The organism is Paraburkholderia fungorum (genome assembly GCF_902833645.1).
In the GTDB taxonomy this organism is placed as follows: Bacteria; Pseudomonadota; Gammaproteobacteria; order Burkholderiales; family Burkholderiaceae; genus Paraburkholderia; species Paraburkholderia fungorum.
Window position 1 is genome coordinate 1 of the sequence record NZ_CADFGE010000006.1, and the last position, 17,255, is coordinate 17,255.

The following is a 17,255-nucleotide window of genomic DNA, read 5'->3' on the forward strand; positions in this document are numbered from 1 at the left end:
GCTGAATAACGTTTCATCTTCCATTCGCTGTCCGCCCCCCATCTTTACATCAATCGGTTCGGGTGAGGCGACAACTAGCCTGACATGGGGGGCAGGCAAAGAAAAGTAGGTGCCGCCCCGCACAGGGGCAACGCTAATAGACCACTAGCGCAACAAGGAAAGGCCAACAACCCTCGACGGGCGCAAAGAACCAACAAAAAACCAACCAAAAACAGCGCCCGCGCAAAGCCACACGGCTAATGCCGCTTCTTCCCTCCGGAGGAGGATTCCTTGTCCCCTGCCGAACGCTTTGCGTCACCCACATCAACGGCGATCGGGTCACTCGCAGGAAAGCTTTCCTCGAGCGCTTCATCGAGCCGCTCTTCGAGGGACTCGGCGGGCTGGGCAGTTTCTTTGGGATGAGATGCCTGTTGCTTCTGCTTGGTCATAACGTGCTCCGTTAGAAGAAAAGCCAACAGTTCAGCATAGCGCAAAGCGAGCCCACGCGAGCATCAGCCGAGCATCAGCCGAACGACCAGACCACTCTCCAGCAGCCAGTTCCTTCAAATCCAGAACCCGAAGAAACCAGACAACAGAACGACAGAAAAAAACAAAAGTTAAAACCATCCCGCATCAAGTCGTTTTCCGAGTGTCGCCTGACAACAAAAAGCATCCGCCGGCCACGCCAGCCGGCAGACCGCACGGCATACCGTGCACGGGCAACAGGGCAGCATCCAGCTCGGGAGGGGAGCAAACAGAAGCAGCGAACACCAAGGCAGCGAACGAAATGGACCGAAAAAACGCTCCGCGCGCGCAGCGCTTCAACGCGTCACACGTGGTGGAAGCCGAACTGGAACACCTGGATTGGGCGACACGGCAACCGGCACTGCACATGCTGGACGCCGGGTACTGGCGGCGCCGCGTGCTGGCGGTCAAAGGCGGATTTGAGCTGACGGACTTGCAGGTAATGCGGCTGGAGAAGATTTTGCAGCGGCTCGGCTATCCGTCGGAGTAGCCAAGCCGCTGCGGCGGCGATTTATTCGTTGCCGCCGCCGTTGCCACCATGATTGCCGCCGCCATGGTTGCCATTGTCGCCGCCGCCCGTGCCGAACAGGCGCCGGCGGCGTGTTACCACCACCGGGCCGTCGGACGTGCTGCTGCTACGATCGGGCGCGGGGCGATCCGAGGCCGGCGCGCCGTACGACTCGCGCGGTTCACGCGGTTCGCGCGGCTCACGATGGTCACGCGGTTCACGTGAGCCGTGCGGGCCGCGCGTGGTGTGCTCACCGTGCGAAGGCCGCCCGGCTCGCGGCGCCGGACGGGTGCCGGTGTCGAGCTGGATCGTCGAGATCGCGCGCTTGTAGATGCCTTGCAGGCCGACAGGCGTGCGCAGCATCACCAGATACTGATCGAACGACTCGATGCACCCCGTCAGGCGAATGCCGTTGACAAGGTAAATCTCGACGCGCTTTCGTTCTTTGCGCGCAGCGTTCATGAAATCGTTTTGCGGATGCGATTCTGCGGAAGCCATGGACAATTCAGGTTAGGTAAAACGGTTGTTCGCCGCGATTCTACCCTGTGTGGGGGCGGAACGCGTCGGGTGCCGAACTCCGTCCACTATAACGGCTTGCGCGCACATAAGCATCTGATAACTATTGACTGTAACGTTGAGTTACGAATCTGCGGACGAATAGCGCTTTCTTCCGCCACGTTCGGTCGGGCCACGGCTGGTCGGGCCACGTTCGGTTGTGCCACGGTTGGTCGGGCCGCGCGCGGTCGGACCCGCGCTCGGCGCGCCCGATGCGCTTGGCCGAAAAAGAAAGTGCCCGATGTCGCCGTATGTGGAATAAATCACCGTCCGCTCGCGTTAATCCAGGCATGGCGGCGCTGCATATCGCACGCAGCCGGTCGGATTCCCGGCTTGCAGGCACCGGCCGGGGGTTCATCAGGAGACTCACCATGAAATTATCCCGGATTTTCTCCGCTGCTTTCGTGCTGCTGGCGCTCGCGCTCGGCTCGCTTGCCACCAGCGCCTGCACCTCCGCCGCGACCGACAACAGCGCTTCGGGCAGCAGTGGGAGCTCGGGCAGCAGCGGTGGCTACTGAGCGTTGCCGCGCCGGGTGAATTTCGAAGCCGAAGTGATTTCGTGGCTCCCGCAGCTGCGCCGCTATGCGCGCGCGCTGACGGGCGACCGCGCGTGGGCCGACGACCTCGTGCAGGATACGGCGGAGCGCGCACTCGCACGCTGGGCGGCGTTCCGTCCGAACAGCAATTTGCGGGCGTGGCTGCTGACCATCCTGCGGCATCTTTACATCGATCAGTTGCGCGGCCGCCGCGAGATTGCCGTCGACGACGAAAGCGCGCCATGGCGCACTCTCGAAGCGCCGCACGGCGAGGTCGATGGCCTGGTCTTGCGCGATCTTCAGCGTGCGCTGTATTGCCTGCCGGTCGAACAACGCGAAGTGCTGCTGCTGGTTTGCGTGGAGGAACTGTCATATCAGGAAGCGTCGAAGGCGCTCGGCGTTCCGATCGGCACGGTGATGTCGCGGTTGTCGCGCGCGCGGGAACATATGCGCGTTCTGATGACGGATGGGCCGCTCGAAGGGGACGCCGTTGGATTGGCGCGTAAAGTCCCGCCGCTGAAAGTAGTGAGAAATCCGTGATGAATAACGACCACGATTCCGGCTTGCCCGAGGGGCCCGATCTGCGAATGCTGTCGGCGTTTGTCGACGGCGAGTTGCCGCCTGCCGAGCGCGCCGCGATCGAGGCGCAACTGGCCCGGCAACCTCAGGCCGCCGCGCGGGTGGCCGCGTGGCGCGCGCAGAAAGCGGCGCTGCAGGCGCTGTGCGGGGCATCGACGCGCAACCGTGAGCCCGAGCTCGATGAGCACGGTGCAAGCGCTGGCGGGGCCGAGCAGAGCGACGCCGGTGAGCCGGCCTTCATCGTGGTGCGGCGGCCGACGCCGTGGTGGCAGCGCGCTGGCCTCGCCGCTTGCTGGCTCGCGGCCGGCGCGGGTCTGGCGCTCGCGCTCGGGCCGCTTGCGCCGCGTCTGACGGGCGGCGCGTGGAACGGTCTGGGCGGCCAGCCGCCGAGCTTCGCCGAGCGCGCCGACATCGCCTATGCCGTGTACACGCCCGAGAAGCGTCACCCTGTTGAAGTCGCCGCGAACGAGGAAGAGCATCTGGTCAGCTGGCTGTCGAGGCGCCTGAACCGGCCGCTGTCGGTGCCGTCGTTGCAGGAGTACGGTTACTCGCTGGTGGGGGGGCGGTTGTTGCCCGGCGAAGCGGGACCGGCCGCGCAGTTCATGTACGAAAATCGCAGCGGCGAGCGCCTCACGCTGTACATCACGGGTATTTCTCGCGACGAAACCGCCTTCCGCCTGTTCCGCGACGGCAACCGCCGGACCTTCTACTGGGTCAGCGACCGTATGGGTTATGCGTTGTCCGGACCGATTGCGGAGGACAAGCTGCGCTCGATCGCGATCGAAGTGTGCAGCGCGCTCGGCGGCAAACCGGAAACCTGGCAGTAGCGCCGCAAGCACGGCAGGCGCCGGCGCCTGGCCCGCCTCAGCCATAAGATATCGCGTGCAACACGGCGTAACAGAAACGTGTGGCACCCGCCCACGCTGCAGGAATAGTGCCGCGCGGCGCTTCGTTTACTCGCTGCAGGACCCTGTTGCCCGGCACTTGCGTATGCGCTGCGACGGCACGGCGTCGTGCGAGGCGAACCGACGGGGTCTTTACGGTGCCGACGCGCTTTTTGCGAGTCGCAACGCCGGCGCGTCGAGGCAGTGAAATCATGCGTACTTTTCATCAATCCGGCATCGGGCTGTGTTGCGGCGTAGCGTGTCTGTGCCTGTGCGCTGTTTGTGCGACGCCGGTCGCGGCGCAAACAGACGCGGATGCGCCGTTGAACGAGGCGTCGACGTGCCGCTTCGTCGTGGGCCAGACGGAGATCGACGGTGTCGTTCAGCAGGTCGGCGGGCGGGCGTGCCTGCAGCCGGACGGCAGCTGGCAGATCGTCGAAGACGGTGCCGGCGCGCTGGCCTTCGGCCCGGCTCCGGTGTATTACTACGATCCATGGTACTGGGGGCCGCCGGTGGTGTTCGCTGCTGGCGTGTCGGTCGTTTTCGTCGACCGCTTTCATCATTTTCATCACATGGATCATGTGCGTTATGGCCACGGATCGTACGGAATGGGCGTACATGGCGGCACCTGGCATGGTGGCGCGTCGACGCACATATGGAGCGGCATGTCACACGGCGGCGCTGGCCACGGCGGGATGCACCGCTAGCTTGCCGGCGTCTGTGCCTACGCCTGTGCCTGTGTCTGCGCGCCCGGCCGCGAGGGAGATACCTTGACGCGCAGCCTGCCGCCGAAGATTTCCGCCGCCGGGTTCGATCGCGCGCTCGCGGGCTGGCGCGCGATTCTCGGTGAACCGCAGGTGATCACCTCGGCCCCCGGGCTCGCCGCGTATCTCGATCCGTTCGCACCCGGCGAGCGCGAAGCGTTCTCGGCGTCCGCCGCGCTGCTGCCCGCATCCGTCGACGAAATTCGTGCAGTGTTGCGGATTGCCAATCAATTTCGCATTCCGTTATGGACGGTCTCGACCGGACGCAACTTCGCGTACGGTGGCGCCGCGCCGCGACTGGCGGGTTCGGTCGTGCTCGATTTGCAGCGCATGAATCGCATCATCGAAGTGAACGAGACGCTTGCCTACGCGCTGGTCGAACCGGGTGTCAGCTACTTCGATCTGTACGCGCATTTGCGCGAACATGGCTACAGGCTGTGGGTCGATCCGCCCGCGGCGGGTTGGGGCAGCGTAGTCGGCAATACGCTCGAGCGCGGCTTCGGCTATACCGCGTACGGCGATCATGCGGCGGCGCAATGCGGCATGGAAGTGGTGCTCGCGAACGGCGACGTGCTGCGCACCGGCATGGGTGGCATCGAAATCGGCACCGCGTGGCAACTGTATCAACCGGGCTATGGACCTTCCTTCGACGCGATGTTCATGCAGTCGAACTACGGCATCGTCACCAAGCTCGGCGTCTGGCTGATGCCGGCGCCGCCCGCGTATCTGCTCGGCGAAATCCAGTTTCGACACGAAGCGGATCTCGAAACGATCGTCGATATTCTGCGGCCATTGCGGCTCGATGAAACGATCCGCAATCACGCGGTGATCGAAGGCGGGTTGCGCCGGGCCGCCGGATTGTCGTCGCGTCAGCAGTGGTATGAGGGCAAGGGCGCGATGCCCGAGAGCGCGGTGGCGGCGATGCTCGACCAGCTGAACGTGGGCCGCTGGAATCTGCATTTCGCGCTATACGGCAGGCCTGAACTGATCGATGCGCACTATGCGATCGTGCAGCGCGCATTCGCCCACGTGCCGCAGGCCAAGCTTTCGGCCGCTCGCTATGCGGGCGATGCGCAACCCACAGCGGGCGGCGACCGCAATATGGCCGGCATCCCCGCGATGAGCGCGTTTCGCATGCTCGACTGGCGCGGCGGCGCGGGCGCCCATGTGGATTTCGCACCGCTGTGTCCGGCAAGCGGACGCGACGCGCTGCGCCAGTACACGATGGTCAAGACCCGCGCGGCGGAATACGGCTTCGATTACTACGGCGGCTTTACGGCGGGCATGCGTCATCTGCATCACATTTTTGCAGCGATTTTCGACCGCGACGACGCGAGCCAGGTCGAGCAGGCCGGTGCATTACTGCGTTCGCTGATGAGCGATGCGCGCGCTGCGGGCTACGGCGAATATCGCGCGCATCTCGCGTATATGGATTTCGCCGCGGCGCAGTACAGTTTCAACGACGGTGCGTTGCTGCGGCTCTCGGAAACGATCAAGGACGCACTCGATCCGAACGGCATTCTCGCGCCGGGCAAGCAGGGCATCTGGCCGGCGGCGTGGCGCGACCGGCGAGGCTACACCTAAGATCATGGACCGACGCGCTTTCATGATGACCGGCGCATGGCTTTCGAGCGCGGCAGGCGGCGCGTGGCCGTGGCTCGCGCAGGCAGCCGCTCGCCGCGATACGCTTGCGGTGATCGATTCCACCCTTGCGGGCGGCCCCGCATTCGCCGACTACGTCGCGCGGATGAAGCTGCCTGTCTTCGAAGCGGGTGACGATATCGGCGTGCTCTGGTACACCACCCTGGCGCCGCGTCTCGGGCAAACGTCAGCGCAATCGCCCGCGTCGTTGATCGGTCTCACACGCGCGTCCGATTACTTCGTGCTCAAGCAGCTTGCGACCCGTGTGGGCCAGATGGTCGTGCCCGGCGGCGAGCAGCGGGTGGCGCCCATTGCGCAGGTCGAGCATGTCGCTTTCGTGCTGACGCCGCGCTTTATCCGCTAGAACTTATAGGCCTTGTTGTTCGGATCGAAGGTCGAGTCGTCGAAGGTTTTAGGCGTGATGCTTTCGAAGACGATCTTCTCGAAGATCTTGCCGTCGTTGTTATAGGACTCGACGGTACGGAAATACGGATGGCGCAGATCGAGCCCGAGTGTTTCTTTCTTCGCATAGAACTGCGGCTGACCGGTCGGCGTTTCGAAGGTGAAGGCAACCACGCGCACGCCGTCGATCGTTTTCACTTCCACCTGGGTCGAGCGCGGCAAGCCGGCCTCGATATATTTCTTGCCTTCGGCGAGGTACTGGTTGGCAATGTACTCGGTGCCGAGATCGCGCACCTGGTGGTTCGACTGCGCACGGGCGAGGGCGCCGGTCACTGAGGTCCACAGCGGCATCACATTCATGATGCCGCCGAGATGGCCGTACATTTCGTCGGTGCGTTTGGATTCGTCGTAGATGATTTCCTGGCCGGCGTGCGCGCCGTCGGGCAGCCACTTCGCGTAGATTCGCAGCGGATCGTGGGCTAAGCGCACCAGCATATGATCGGGCTTGTCGGGCCATTGGCCGTGAATGCGTTCCGAGCGCGACATGACGAACTCGTAAGACGGGTAGCCGTTCGGCCCTTCCTTGATGTAACGCGGCAGCGCAAGCGGATCGAGCGACTGGAACAGGGCGACCAGTTGCGCGTCGTCGAGCTTCTCCATGGCGCCGCTTTGTTGCGCGGCGCGCAGCCACTTGACCTGCTGATCGAGCGTGAGCTTGCCGACCTGCGAGGACGGCGTGGTGGGCGCCTTCACGGCACTGGCGGTATCGAGCGGGGGCGGTGTGTCGTCGTTCTGCGCGAACGCCGCCGGCGCGAGCATGGCGGCGCTGGCTGCCAGCGCGCCGACCAGCAGTCCCCGAAATGACAGCGTACGTAATGAAGCAGTCAGGGAAGCTCCCAACGGGATGGCCGCCGATGAAAAACGAGTGAGACGCATGAAGACCGACGATCGGTTCAAGTCTGTGGACGTGCTGTGCTTCATGAATCTCTCCGAAAGGATGGCCGGCGTGATAGTGCACGCCCAGCCTGTCAGGCAGGTTTTTGCTTCGCGAGTTCCTCGTCGCGCAGTGCACGGCGCAGAATCTTGCCGACATTGGTTTGCGGCAGCTCGTCGCGAAACTCGACGAGCTTCGGCACCTTGTACCCCGTGAGATTCTTGCGGCAGTGAGCGATCACCTGTTCCGCGGTCAGCGCCGGATTGCGCTTGACGATAAACACCTTCACCCGTTCGCCTTGCGCTTCATCGGGCACGCCGATTGCGGCGACTTCGCGCACGTCCGGAAGGGCCGCGATTACGTCTTCGACTTCGTTCGGATAGACGTTGAAGCCCGACACCAGGATCATGTCTTTCTTCCTGTCGATCAAACGGATGAAGCCGCGCGAATCCATCACACCGATGTCGCCGGTGGCGAGCCAGCCGTCGTCGTCGATCACCTTGGCGGTTTCTTCCGGGCGATTCCAGTAGCCTTTCATGACCTGTGGCCCCTTCACGCACAATTCACCCGCTTCGCCGATGTTGGCCCACGTGCCGTCGTCTTTCCTGAAGCGCACCTGGGTGGACGGCGCGGGCAGACCGATCGAGCCTTCGAAGTCGCGCAAATTGGTGAGATCCACGGGATTCATCGAGACGATCGGCGAACACTCGGTCAGCCCGTAGCCTTCGATGATCGGCTTGCCGGTGACCGCCTTGAATCGATCGGCGACCGACTTCTGCGTGGCCATGCCGCCGGCCATCGCGAGCTTCAGGTTCGAGAAATCACGCTTGCAGAACTCCTCGTTATCGAGGAACGCGTTGTAGAGCGTGTTGACGGCCGTCATGCCGGTGAATTTCTCGTGACGAATGATCATCATCACGCGCTTCATGTCGCGCGGATTGGCGATCAGAATATTGCGGCCGCCGAGTCCCATGAAGATCAACGCGTTCACGGTCAGCGAATAGATGTGATAGAGCGGCAGCGGTGTGAGCACCGTTTCGATCTCGCCGCTCAACTGGCCTTCGGACCACGCTTTTGCCTGCAACAGGTTGGCGATGATGTTCTTGTGCGTGAGCATCGCACCTTTGGCCACGCCAGTGGTGCCGCCGGTGTATTGCAGGAAGGCGATGTCGTTGTGAGTGGGACGCACGGGTGTCAGCGGCCGCGTGTAACCGATCGAAAGCGCGTCGAGTAGCGGCACCGCTTGCGGCAGGTTGTACGGCGGCACCATCTTCTTGACGTGGCGCAGCATGAAATTGAGCAGACGTCCCTTCAGATTCAGACCGTCGGCGAGCAGATCGCCCAGACCCGTCACGATCACGTTCTGTACCTTGGTGCCGGGCAACGCATCTTCAACGGTCTTCGCGAAGTTCTCGAACACGATGATGGTTTGCGCGCCGCTGTCCTTCAACTGATGCGCAAGCTCGCGAACCGTATAGAGCGGATTGACGTTGACGACCACGCCGCCGGCCTTCAGCACGCCGAACAGCGACACCGGATACTGAAACGTGTTCGGCAGCATGATCGCGACGCGCTCGCCGGCTTTCACGCCGATGCCTTGCAGATACGCGGCGAACGCCGCCGCCTTGCGGCCGAGTTCGCCATACGTCATGTCCGCGCCGACGCTCACGTAGGCGACGCGCTCGCGGAACTGCGCAATGCATTCGTCGAAGAATTGCACGACTGATTCGTACTGGTTGACGTCGATCTCATGAGGCACGTCGGCCGGATACGACTCGTACCAGATGCCGTCGGTGTTGGGCGCATGATTTGCCGGCTGCCCGAGTGTCTGACTGGGCGCCTGGTCTGCCGCATTCGCGGGCGCTGCGGATACCGTGGCGGACGAGAACTGGGTTTGCGTGGGCTGGGTCATCGGTCGTCTCCTGAAGCCGGGGCTTCATCTGTTTGTGCGCTGGCTTTACAGCCAGTCATGCAGTAATCAAAGCAGCTATGAAAGCAGTAAGCAACGCGCTCATTGCAGCGAGCTTCGACACAGGACAATCACTGAAGCGCGACGTTTAGCGTTCCAGAATGGCCACCACGCCCTGGCCGCCCGCGGCGCAGATCGAGATCAGCCCGCGTGCGGTGCCGGCCGGCTTATCGAGTTGCGCCAGCATTTTCGCGAGTCCCGCGACGATGCGGCCGCCCGTCGCCGCAAATGCATGGCCGGTGGCGAGCGAGCTGCCGTTCACGTTCAATTTTGCCCGATCGATCGCGCCAAGTGGCCCCGGCAAGCCGAGTTGCGTTCGGCAATATTCGTCATCCTGCCACGCTGTGAGCGTGCACAACACCTGCGCCGCGAAGGCTTCGTGAATTTCATACAAGTCGAAGTCCTGCAAGGTGAGCCCGGCGCGCGCCAGCATGCGCGGCACCGCATAGGCGGGCGCCATCAGCAGGCCTTCTTTCTTGTCGAAAAAGTCGACGGCGGCGGTTTCGGACCAGCTCAGATACGCGAGCACCGGCAGTCCATGTCTGGCCGCCCATTCTTCGCTTGCCAGCAGCACGGCGGACGCGCCGTCGGTGAGCGGCGTGGAATTGCCGGCCGTCAGCGTGCCGGCGTCGCGATCGAATACCGGTTTCAGACCGGCGAGTTTTTCGAGCGTCAGATCGGAGCGCAGATTGTTGTCACGCGCCAGACCACGGTACGGCGTCATCAGATCGTTGAGGAAGCCGCGCGCATACGCCTCGCTGAGCTTGCGGTGGCTGTCGTAAGCGAGCACGTCCTGCGCTTCGCGCGAAATGTTCCAGCGCTTGGCCATCAGCTCGCAATGCTCGCCCATCGAAAGCCCGGTGCGCGGCTCGCCGTTACGAGGCAACAGCGGCTTGAAAAACATGCCCGGCCGCAGCTTGGCCAGCGCGCCGACGCGTTGGCCGGTGCTCTTGCCGCGATTTGCCTCGAGCAGGATCTTGCGCATGCGTTCGTTGACGCCGATCGGCGCATCGGAGGTTGTGTCGACACCGCCTGCAATTCCCGCTTCGATCTGTCCGAGGGCGATTTTGTTGGCCACCAGAATGGCCGCTTCCAGCCCGGTGCCGCAGGCCTGCTGCACGTCATAGGCCGGCGTTTCCTTCGCGAGCGTGGTGGACAGCACCGCTTCGCGCGTCAGATTGAAGTCGCGCGAGTGCTTGATGACGGCGCCCGCTGCGACTTCGCCCAGGCGTTCGCCGTGCAGGTTATAGCGGTCGATCAGGCCTTGCAGCGTGAAGGTCAGCATGTCCTGATTCGACGCGGTCGCGTAAGCGGTGTTCGAGCGGGCAAACGGAATCCGGTTGCCGCCGACGATTGCGACGCGGCGCACGGCGGGCTGCGGGTTGGACATTGCTCGGCTCCTTTGGGTCGTTGCTGGTTATCGGTTAGTGCGGGTAGCGTAGGTAGCGCGAAAAGCGCTACCTACGCGAGCGGGATGACGCGCCGGTACGGTCCGGCCAGGTTGGCGTGTCATAACAGCTTCCATTGCATACGGCCGCGCAAATGCGGTTTTTCCCCGGCAATGTCGCGTACCTCGATGTCGCGCTCGATCAGCGAAGGCGATGCGCTCCACAGCGTCGCTTCGCCGGGCAGCAGCATCGGCACTTTGAATTCGGCGGAGAGCGTGGCTTCGGCGAGCGGCTTTGGCGGTTGCAGCGCGGCGGCGGCGCGCGCCAGCGTCCACATGCCGTGCGCGATGGCGCGCGGAAAGCCGAATACCTTCGCGGATAGCGCGCTCAGGTGAATCGGGTTGTAGTCGCCAGACACACGCGCATAGTCGCGCCCCAACTGCGGCGGCAATTGCCAGCGCGAGATGCGTTCCAGCGCATCGGGGCCGAGTTGCAGCGGATCGAGCCGGTTGCCGCTCGCGGGCACGCCGCGCTTCAGATACACACTGTCGCCGTCCCATACCGCTTCGCCGCGGCGGTACATGCGCGTATGCAGCACGAATGCCTGACCCTTGTCGTGGCTCAGCAGCGCGCCGAATTCCACCTCGATGCGCAACATATCCTTGTAAGTGAGCGGCCGGCGTAGCCGCACGTGGTTCGCCAGATGCACGAGGCCGAGCGCCGGCCACGGAAAAGCCGGATCCGTCAGCATCAGCAGATGCAGCGGGAAAGCCAGCAGATGCGGATACGTGAGCGGCACGCCGTGCTCGGGGATGAAGCCGCAGACCTGCGAATAACGCCAGATCGACCCCGGGTCCAGGGGCACGGCGGGGCGCACGAGGCGCAACGCCGGCAAGTGCGCTTCGCGCCCGCGTTTGACGATGCCCGACAACGCGCGCCCATACAGCTTCGCCGGCGTGGGCAAAGGTTCGATGACGACGGTCTTCGGACGGCCCGCGCTCGCTGCGTGAGCGCTCCGGAACGGATCACCCGGCTCACCCATGCTCATGCTCCAATCAGGCTTTGTCCGCACACGCGCACGATCTGGCCGCTCACGCCCGCCGATCCCGGATGCGCGAGCCACGCGATGGTCTGCGCCACGTCCACCGGCTGGCCGCCCTGGCTCATCGAATTCATCCGGCGGCCGGCTTCGCGGATGGTCAGCGGAATCTTCGCGGTCATCTGCGTTTCGATAAAGCCGGGCGCAACCGCGTTGATCGTGATGCCGCGCGCGCGCAGATGCGGCGCCATGCTGTGCACCCGCCCGATCACACCGGCTTTGGAGGTGGCGTAATTGGTCTGGCCGAGGTTGCCGGCAATACCGCTGATCGACGATACGCCGATGATACGGCCGCCGTCGCGCAGGATACCGGCCGCGAGCAGGGCGTCGTCGATCCGTTCCTGCGCGGACAGGTTGATGTCGATTACGCTTTGCCACGCGGCGTCGGTCATCTTCGCGATGGTTTTGTCCTTGGTGATACCGGCGTTATGCACGACGATATCCACGCCTTGCTCGTCGAGCGCCGCGGCGATCTGCTGGGGCGCTTCGGGCGCGGCGATGTCGAAGGCGAGGGCGGTGCCGTTCAACTGGCGCATGGTCGAATCGAGCGCCTCGCGTGCCGAAGGGATGTCGATGCCGATCACGTGCGCGCCTTGCTCGGCGAGCACGCCCGCAATCGACGCGCCGATGCCGCGCGCGGCGCCGGTGACCACGGCGCGCCGGCCCGCGAGCGGTTGTTTCCAGTCGAACGGCGGCAAGGCCGCGGTCCCGGCCCCAGCTCCTGTGCTGGCCGGCACGCCGATCCGCACCACCTGGCCCGACACATACGCGGAACGTGGCGACAGAAAGAATCGCAACGTCGCTTCGATAGCGTGCTCGGCGCCTTTTTCCACATAGACGAGATTCGCGGTAATGCCGCGCCGCGCTTCCTTGCCGAGCGAACGCACGAGACCCTCAAGCGCGCGTTGTGCGGTCCATTGGCGCGGGTTCGCGCAGGCTTCCGGCGGCCGGCCCAGCACGACAATGCGGCCGCACTTGCCAAGTGAGCGCAGCGTATCGTGGAAGAAACCATGCAGCGGTTCGAGCTGGCTGCTGTCTTCGATGCCGCTCGCATCGAACAGCAGCGCGGCGAGCTTGCCCTGCGAACCGGGCTCCGCTGCCTCGAAACGGCCCGTCATCAGACCATGGCGATTCGCGAGCGGCACCCACAGCCCCGCGCTTTCATGCGCCACGCTGGTCATGCCGACGCTCGCCACGAGATTCGCGAGCGCGTCGAGCAGATGCGGTTCGCGGCCCGCGCCGATCGCGATCAGGCCGTCGAACTCGGGCCGGTCCGCCCGATAGCGGCGCAGGACCTCAGGCTTCGGTAAGCCCAGCGAGCGCGCGAGGCGCGCGCCGAAGGGCGAATTGACGAAGTTCAGATAAGAGTCGTTCATGTTGTTCGTTGCTCCGCTGGCCACGCCCGAAGGAGATCGCTCCGGGGAGACCCCGGACGTGTGTCAGTGTGCATCCAGTTTGGGGCATCTGCGTATGCCCGGCCCGGATGTTTTTTTAAGGCACTCAGGCCGCGAGTTCCAGCGCTTTTTCGAGCGCGTCCTTGCGCTTCTGCAAGTTGGCGAGCATGTCGAAGTCCGGCGGGAAGTCGTCGACCTGCACGACTTGCGCGCCATACTTCGCATAGTCTTCCAGCACGCGGCGCTCGTCGGCGTCGATCAGGCCTTTGTGCAAGGCAGCGTCGGTCCACGCGGCCAGTTGCGGCAGGCTTTGCGGCATCGGTTCAAGCAGACCTTGCTTGACCGCTTCACGCAGTTTCTGGTCGATCTCCGTGAAGCGTGGGTTCAGCTCGAATACGAGCTCGCCGTAGCCCAGCGCATCGACATCCGGATGCGGGACGTACGAGTCGGACACGAGGCGGTTGCGTGCCGCGCCCGGCGTTTGCATCAGCTCCGCGATCTCGGTGCCGAGGCGGTCGGACGGCTCGCGATGCGGCAGGCCGAACGGGAATGCCAGCGCGCGCACCAGAGCCGCGGCGACGCGATTCGGGTAGTTGGCGAGCACGCCGTCGAGCGCGTGTTGAGCCTTGTACAGCGAGTCTTCGACGCCCCAGCGCACCAGCGGCAGATCTTCTTCCTGGCGGCCTTCGTCTTCGAAACGCTTGAGCGTCGCGGAGATCAGGTAGAGCTGCGAGAGCACGTCGCCAAGACGCCCCGAAATGCGCTCACGCCGTTTCAGGTCGCCGCCGAGCACGAACATGGAGACGTCGGCGAGCAAGGCGAACGCGGTGGAGATGCGGGTCGCCGCGCGATAGTACGGCAGCAGCGGTGCGTGCGCCGTGCGCGGCTTGACGATGAATGCGCCGCCCGTGATGCCGTACACGAAACTGCGCACCACGTTCGAGAGCGTGAAGCTGATGTGGCCGAAGAAGGCCGCATCGAAATCGCGCAGCGCCTTGGCGCGATCGGGTTCGCGCGTGGCTGCCATTTCCTTCAGCACATACGGATGACAGCGAATCGCCCCCTGGCCGAAGATGATCAGGCAACGCGTGAGAATGTTCGCGCCTTCGACGGTGATCGCAATCGGCACCTGCTGATAGGCGCGCGCAAGAAAGTTCGATGGACCCATGCAGATGCCCTTGCCGGCGGCGACGTCCATACCGTCGTTGATGACCATGCGGGCGCGTTCAGTGATGTGATACTTGGCGATCGCCGAAATCACCGAGGGTTTTTCGCCGAGGTCCACCGCATGCGCGGACAGGCGGCGCGCGGCGTCCATCACGTAGAGATTGCCGCCCATGCGGCCGAGTGCTTCCTGCACGCCCTCGAATTTGCCGACAGCGGTACGGAACTGGCGGCGAATCGCGGCATAGGCGCCGGTGCCGCGCACGGCGATCTTCGCCATCCCCACATTCGACGACGGCAGCGAAATCGCGCGGCCCGCCGCGAGACATTCCATCAGCATGCGCCAGCCGTTGCCGACCTGCGCGCGTCCGCCGATGACCCAGTCGAGCGGAATGAAGACGTCTTTGCCTGAGTTCGGGCCGTTCTGGAACACCGCGTTCAGCGGCCAGTGACGGCGGCCGATGTTGACGCCCGGATGATCGGTCGGAATCAGCGCGCAGGTGATGCCGGGTTCGTCATTCGAGCCGAGCAGGTGATCGGGATCGAGCGCGCGGAACGCGAGGCCGAGCACGGTCGCGATCGGTCCGAGCGTGATGTAGCGCTTGTCCCATGTGACGCGAAAACCCAGCGTTTCGCGACCTTCAAAAGTCCCCTTGCAGACAATGCCGACGTCGGGAATCGCGGCCGCATCCGAGCCCGCGTAAGGGCTCGTCAACGCGAAGCAGGGGATATCCTCGCCACGGGCGAGACGCGGCAGATAGTGGTTCTTCTGCTCTTCGGTGCCATAGTGCATCAGCAGTTCGGCCGGCCCGAGCGAGTTCGGCACCATCACCGAAACGGCGGCCGCCGAGCAGCGCGTGGAGAGCTTCATGATGACCTGCGAATGCGCGTAAGCGGAGAACTGTTTGCCGCCGTACTGCTTCGGAATGATCATGCCGAGAAAGCCACGTTCCTTGATGTATTGCCAGGTTTGCGGCGAGAGGTCCTGCCACACCATGGTGGTTTCCCAGTCGTTCGCCAGATCGCACAGGCGCTCGCATTCGACGTCGAGAAACGCCTGTTCCTCGGCGGTGAGCGTGGCCGGGCCGTAGCCGAGCAAGGTGTCCCAGTGCGGGCGTCCGGAGAACAGCTGCGCGTCCCACCAGACGGTGCCGGCTTCGATGGCGTCGCGCTCGGTCGGCGACATCTCAGGCAGGATCTTGCGGAAGATGTCGAGCACGGGTTTCGTGAGCCACGTACGGCGCAGCGGTTTGAGCGTGAGGACGAGCGCGGGGAGCACGAACACGATCGCGAGCACCGTCGTCGCCACCGGCCCCGCCGCTCCGCTGACATGCGCGGCCGCCACCCAGACGATCATGAAGGCAAGCCACCATGAGGCGCGCGCCTGAACGTAGACGAGCGCGAGAGCGGCAATGACGAGCACTAGGATGAACCACGGCATGACGTTTCCTCCTGTTTCGATGGTGCGTGCGAACGCATCCACGGGTCGCGGACGGCTCGCGTTCTATTGATCTTCCAACTGGCGGTGGTGCTGCTATGTCGCGTGCCCGGGGCGCTTTTGCATGGCGCCCCTGGCGCGTTTTTCGTGTCGTGTTTTCAATTCGACAGCGTGACGTTGTTTAGGTGCGGGACTTAGACGTGCTGCTCGGATAGACGATATTCATTCATGTTTTTGCACGCGGACGGCCCGTTACGGCGCCGCCCGCATCAGCATCGATTCCAGTCAGGCCGTGCCGTGCAACGCGGGCTGAAACGAACTCGCCTCAACGTCGCCACCGCGGCGTTCACCGTCCGAGACCGCTGGCGACGACGTATCGAATCCGCCAGACTCACTCGATCCGCCTGACGCCGGCTGCGCACCCGCTACCCCGGCAGCAGGATTCGCGCCTTCTGCCTGGGCTTCGGCAGCGCTTTCGGTGGCATCGCCGAGTACGGCGGCAAAGGTGGCCAGTTGCGAGCCGTCAGGCAGCGGTGCTTTCAGCGCGGCCACCATCAGCGAAGCCAGACGCGCGATCAGTTGCAGATCGTTCATCGACTTGCCTTGCGAGAACTCGGAAATCAGGCTGTCGGTATCGGTGCCGGCCAGCACGCCGGACAGTGCGCCGATCGCGAAGTGCAGACGCCAGCCAAGCTCCTCGCGCGGCAGATGCGGCAGCGCACGCTGGAAGGCGTCGAAAAAACGCACCGCCACCGACTCGTAATGCGCATTCAGAAAGTCCCGAATGAACGCTGACGGATCGGTATAAGCGCGCCCCAGCAAGCGGAGAAAAGCCTTGCCGCCGACGCGCGGATCGCGCGACAGGCGCAACGCCGGAATGAACATCGCGCCGAGCACGTGCTCGCAGGTCAGGCGCGCGCCAAGCATTTCGTCGAAGCGGTCGAGCAGCTTGAGCCGCTCCTGGTTGAGCCGGTCGAGCCGGCGCGACAGCATCGAGTGAATCAGCGATTCCTTGCTGCCGAAGTGATAGTTGACCGCCGCGAGATTCACTTCGGCACGCGAAGTAATCTGGCGCAGGGACATGGCCTCATAGCCGCATTCGATGAAGAGTGTTTCGGCGGCGTCGAGGATGCGGGACTTCGTGTCGCCGGCATGCCGGCCTGTTGTGCGAACTGCCATTTTGCGTCTCCCAGTTGCCGGGCATCCGGCCCGCAAACAAGCGATTCAAATGACTATTTGAAACAGCCGTTTTTTTTCAGGATAAAGAAGGATGGGGACTGCGATCAAGGACTCGATGTGGACTAACTCCTCTAGAAGACCTGACGAAGGTCCGCCTTTCCAGTGCACGCGGGCACGTCAAACCGCGCGGAAATAAAAAAGGCCGTTCCGATCGAAATCGGAACGGCCTCGTATTGCTTGCTACCTGTGTTGGCCTTGCGTCTTGTATTGCCTGCGCCGCTCGTTGGCGGTGCTTATGTGCTCACGTGCTCACGTGC

16 protein-coding genes are annotated in these 17,255 nt (G+C 63.9%); 7 read left to right on the forward strand and 9 right to left on the reverse strand.

The features are described from left to right. Positions 1–236: 236 nt before the first annotated feature. Positions 237–428: a hypothetical protein gene (locus HWX91_RS19160; protein ID WP_028198015.1), complete on the reverse strand. Its 192-nt coding sequence runs from the start codon at positions 426–428 to the stop codon at positions 237–239. 338 nt (positions 429–766) lie between these two features. On the opposite strand from HWX91_RS19160, the gene HWX91_RS19165 reads away from it, so the two are divergent. Then, positions 767–994 (forward strand): hypothetical protein, encoded by a 228-nt coding sequence (locus tag HWX91_RS19165; RefSeq protein WP_028198016.1) that lies wholly within the window; start codon positions 767–769, stop codon positions 992–994. Positions 995–1,015: 21 nt separating this feature from the next. Here HWX91_RS19165 and hfq read toward each other — a convergent pair whose 3' ends face one another. Then, entirely contained in the window at positions 1,016–1,510 is a 495-nt protein-coding gene (gene hfq / locus HWX91_RS19170; RefSeq protein ID WP_028198017.1) for an RNA chaperone Hfq, read from the reverse strand. 428 nt (positions 1,511–1,938) lie between these two features. Between hfq and HWX91_RS19175 the strand changes: the two genes are divergently transcribed. The 6 genes from HWX91_RS19175 to HWX91_RS19200 all read left to right on the forward strand — a co-directional run bounded on the left by HWX91_RS19175 (position 1,939) and on the right by HWX91_RS19200 (position 6,335). Next, entirely contained in the window at positions 1,939–2,085 is a 147-nt protein-coding gene (locus tag HWX91_RS19175; RefSeq protein WP_167440699.1) for a hypothetical protein, read from the forward strand. Positions 2,086–2,100: 15 nt separating this feature from the next. Further along, positions 2,101–2,643, forward strand: coding sequence for a sigma-70 family RNA polymerase sigma factor (locus HWX91_RS19180; protein ID WP_028198018.1), 543 nt, complete (start codon positions 2,101–2,103; stop codon positions 2,641–2,643). Then, positions 2,643–3,509, forward strand: coding sequence for an anti-sigma factor family protein (locus HWX91_RS19185; RefSeq protein ID WP_028198019.1), 867 nt, complete (start codon positions 2,643–2,645; stop codon positions 3,507–3,509). The genes HWX91_RS19180 and HWX91_RS19185 overlap by 1 nt, the downstream gene beginning before the upstream one ends. Before the next feature lie 269 nt (positions 3,510–3,778). Continuing rightward, positions 3,779–4,273 (forward strand): hypothetical protein, encoded by a 495-nt coding sequence (locus HWX91_RS19190; protein WP_028198021.1) that lies wholly within the window; start codon positions 3,779–3,781, stop codon positions 4,271–4,273. Between the two features lie 63 nt (positions 4,274–4,336). Further along, positions 4,337–5,914 carry an FAD-binding oxidoreductase gene (locus HWX91_RS19195; protein ID WP_028198022.1) on the forward strand — a complete coding sequence of 526 codons (1,578 nt, stop codon included), beginning with the start codon at positions 4,337–4,339 and terminating at the stop codon, positions 5,912–5,914. A 4-nt stretch (positions 5,915–5,918) separates the two neighbouring features. Then, positions 5,919–6,335 (forward strand): hypothetical protein, encoded by a 417-nt coding sequence (locus HWX91_RS19200; protein WP_028198023.1) that lies wholly within the window; start codon positions 5,919–5,921, stop codon positions 6,333–6,335. Here the strand turns inward: HWX91_RS19200 and HWX91_RS19205 are convergent. The 7 genes from HWX91_RS19205 to HWX91_RS19235 all read right to left on the reverse strand — a co-directional run bounded on the left by HWX91_RS19205 (position 6,332) and on the right by HWX91_RS19235 (position 16,938). Next, positions 6,332–7,309 carry a DUF1571 domain-containing protein gene (locus tag HWX91_RS19205; RefSeq protein WP_042275807.1) on the reverse strand — a complete coding sequence of 326 codons (978 nt, stop codon included), beginning with the start codon at positions 7,307–7,309 and terminating at the stop codon, positions 6,332–6,334. The two genes, HWX91_RS19200 and HWX91_RS19205, sit on opposite strands and share 4 nt — an antisense overlap. A gap of 92 nt (positions 7,310–7,401) precedes the next feature. Continuing rightward, the gene (locus HWX91_RS19210) at positions 7,402–9,219 is read right to left on the reverse strand and encodes an AMP-binding protein (RefSeq protein ID WP_028198025.1); all 1,818 of its coding nucleotides are present in this window, start codon (positions 9,217–9,219) and stop codon (positions 7,402–7,404) included. Positions 9,220–9,364: 145 nt separating this feature from the next. After that, a complete protein-coding gene (locus HWX91_RS19215) occupies positions 9,365–10,666 on the reverse strand; it encodes an acetyl-CoA C-acetyltransferase (protein ID WP_028198026.1) in 1,302 nt (433 codons plus the stop codon). A gap of 119 nt (positions 10,667–10,785) precedes the next feature. Continuing rightward, a complete protein-coding gene (locus HWX91_RS19220) occupies positions 10,786–11,706 on the reverse strand; it encodes a MaoC/PaaZ C-terminal domain-containing protein (RefSeq protein ID WP_028198027.1) in 921 nt (306 codons plus the stop codon). A gap of 2 nt (positions 11,707–11,708) precedes the next feature. Then, complete coding sequence (locus HWX91_RS19225; protein ID WP_028198028.1) at positions 11,709–13,139, reverse strand: 3-oxoacyl-ACP reductase; 1,431 nt, start codon at positions 13,137–13,139, stop codon at positions 11,709–11,711. Positions 13,140–13,263: 124 nt separating this feature from the next. Further along, on the reverse strand, positions 13,264–15,762 hold the full coding sequence (locus tag HWX91_RS19230) for an acyl-CoA dehydrogenase (RefSeq protein ID WP_028198029.1): 2,499 nt from the start codon (positions 15,760–15,762) through the stop codon (positions 13,264–13,266). Between the two features lie 282 nt (positions 15,763–16,044). Then, positions 16,045–16,938, reverse strand: a complete 894-nt coding sequence (locus HWX91_RS19235; RefSeq protein WP_028198030.1) for a TetR/AcrR family transcriptional regulator — start codon at positions 16,936–16,938, stop codon at positions 16,045–16,047. Positions 16,939–17,255 lie beyond the last annotated feature (317 nt).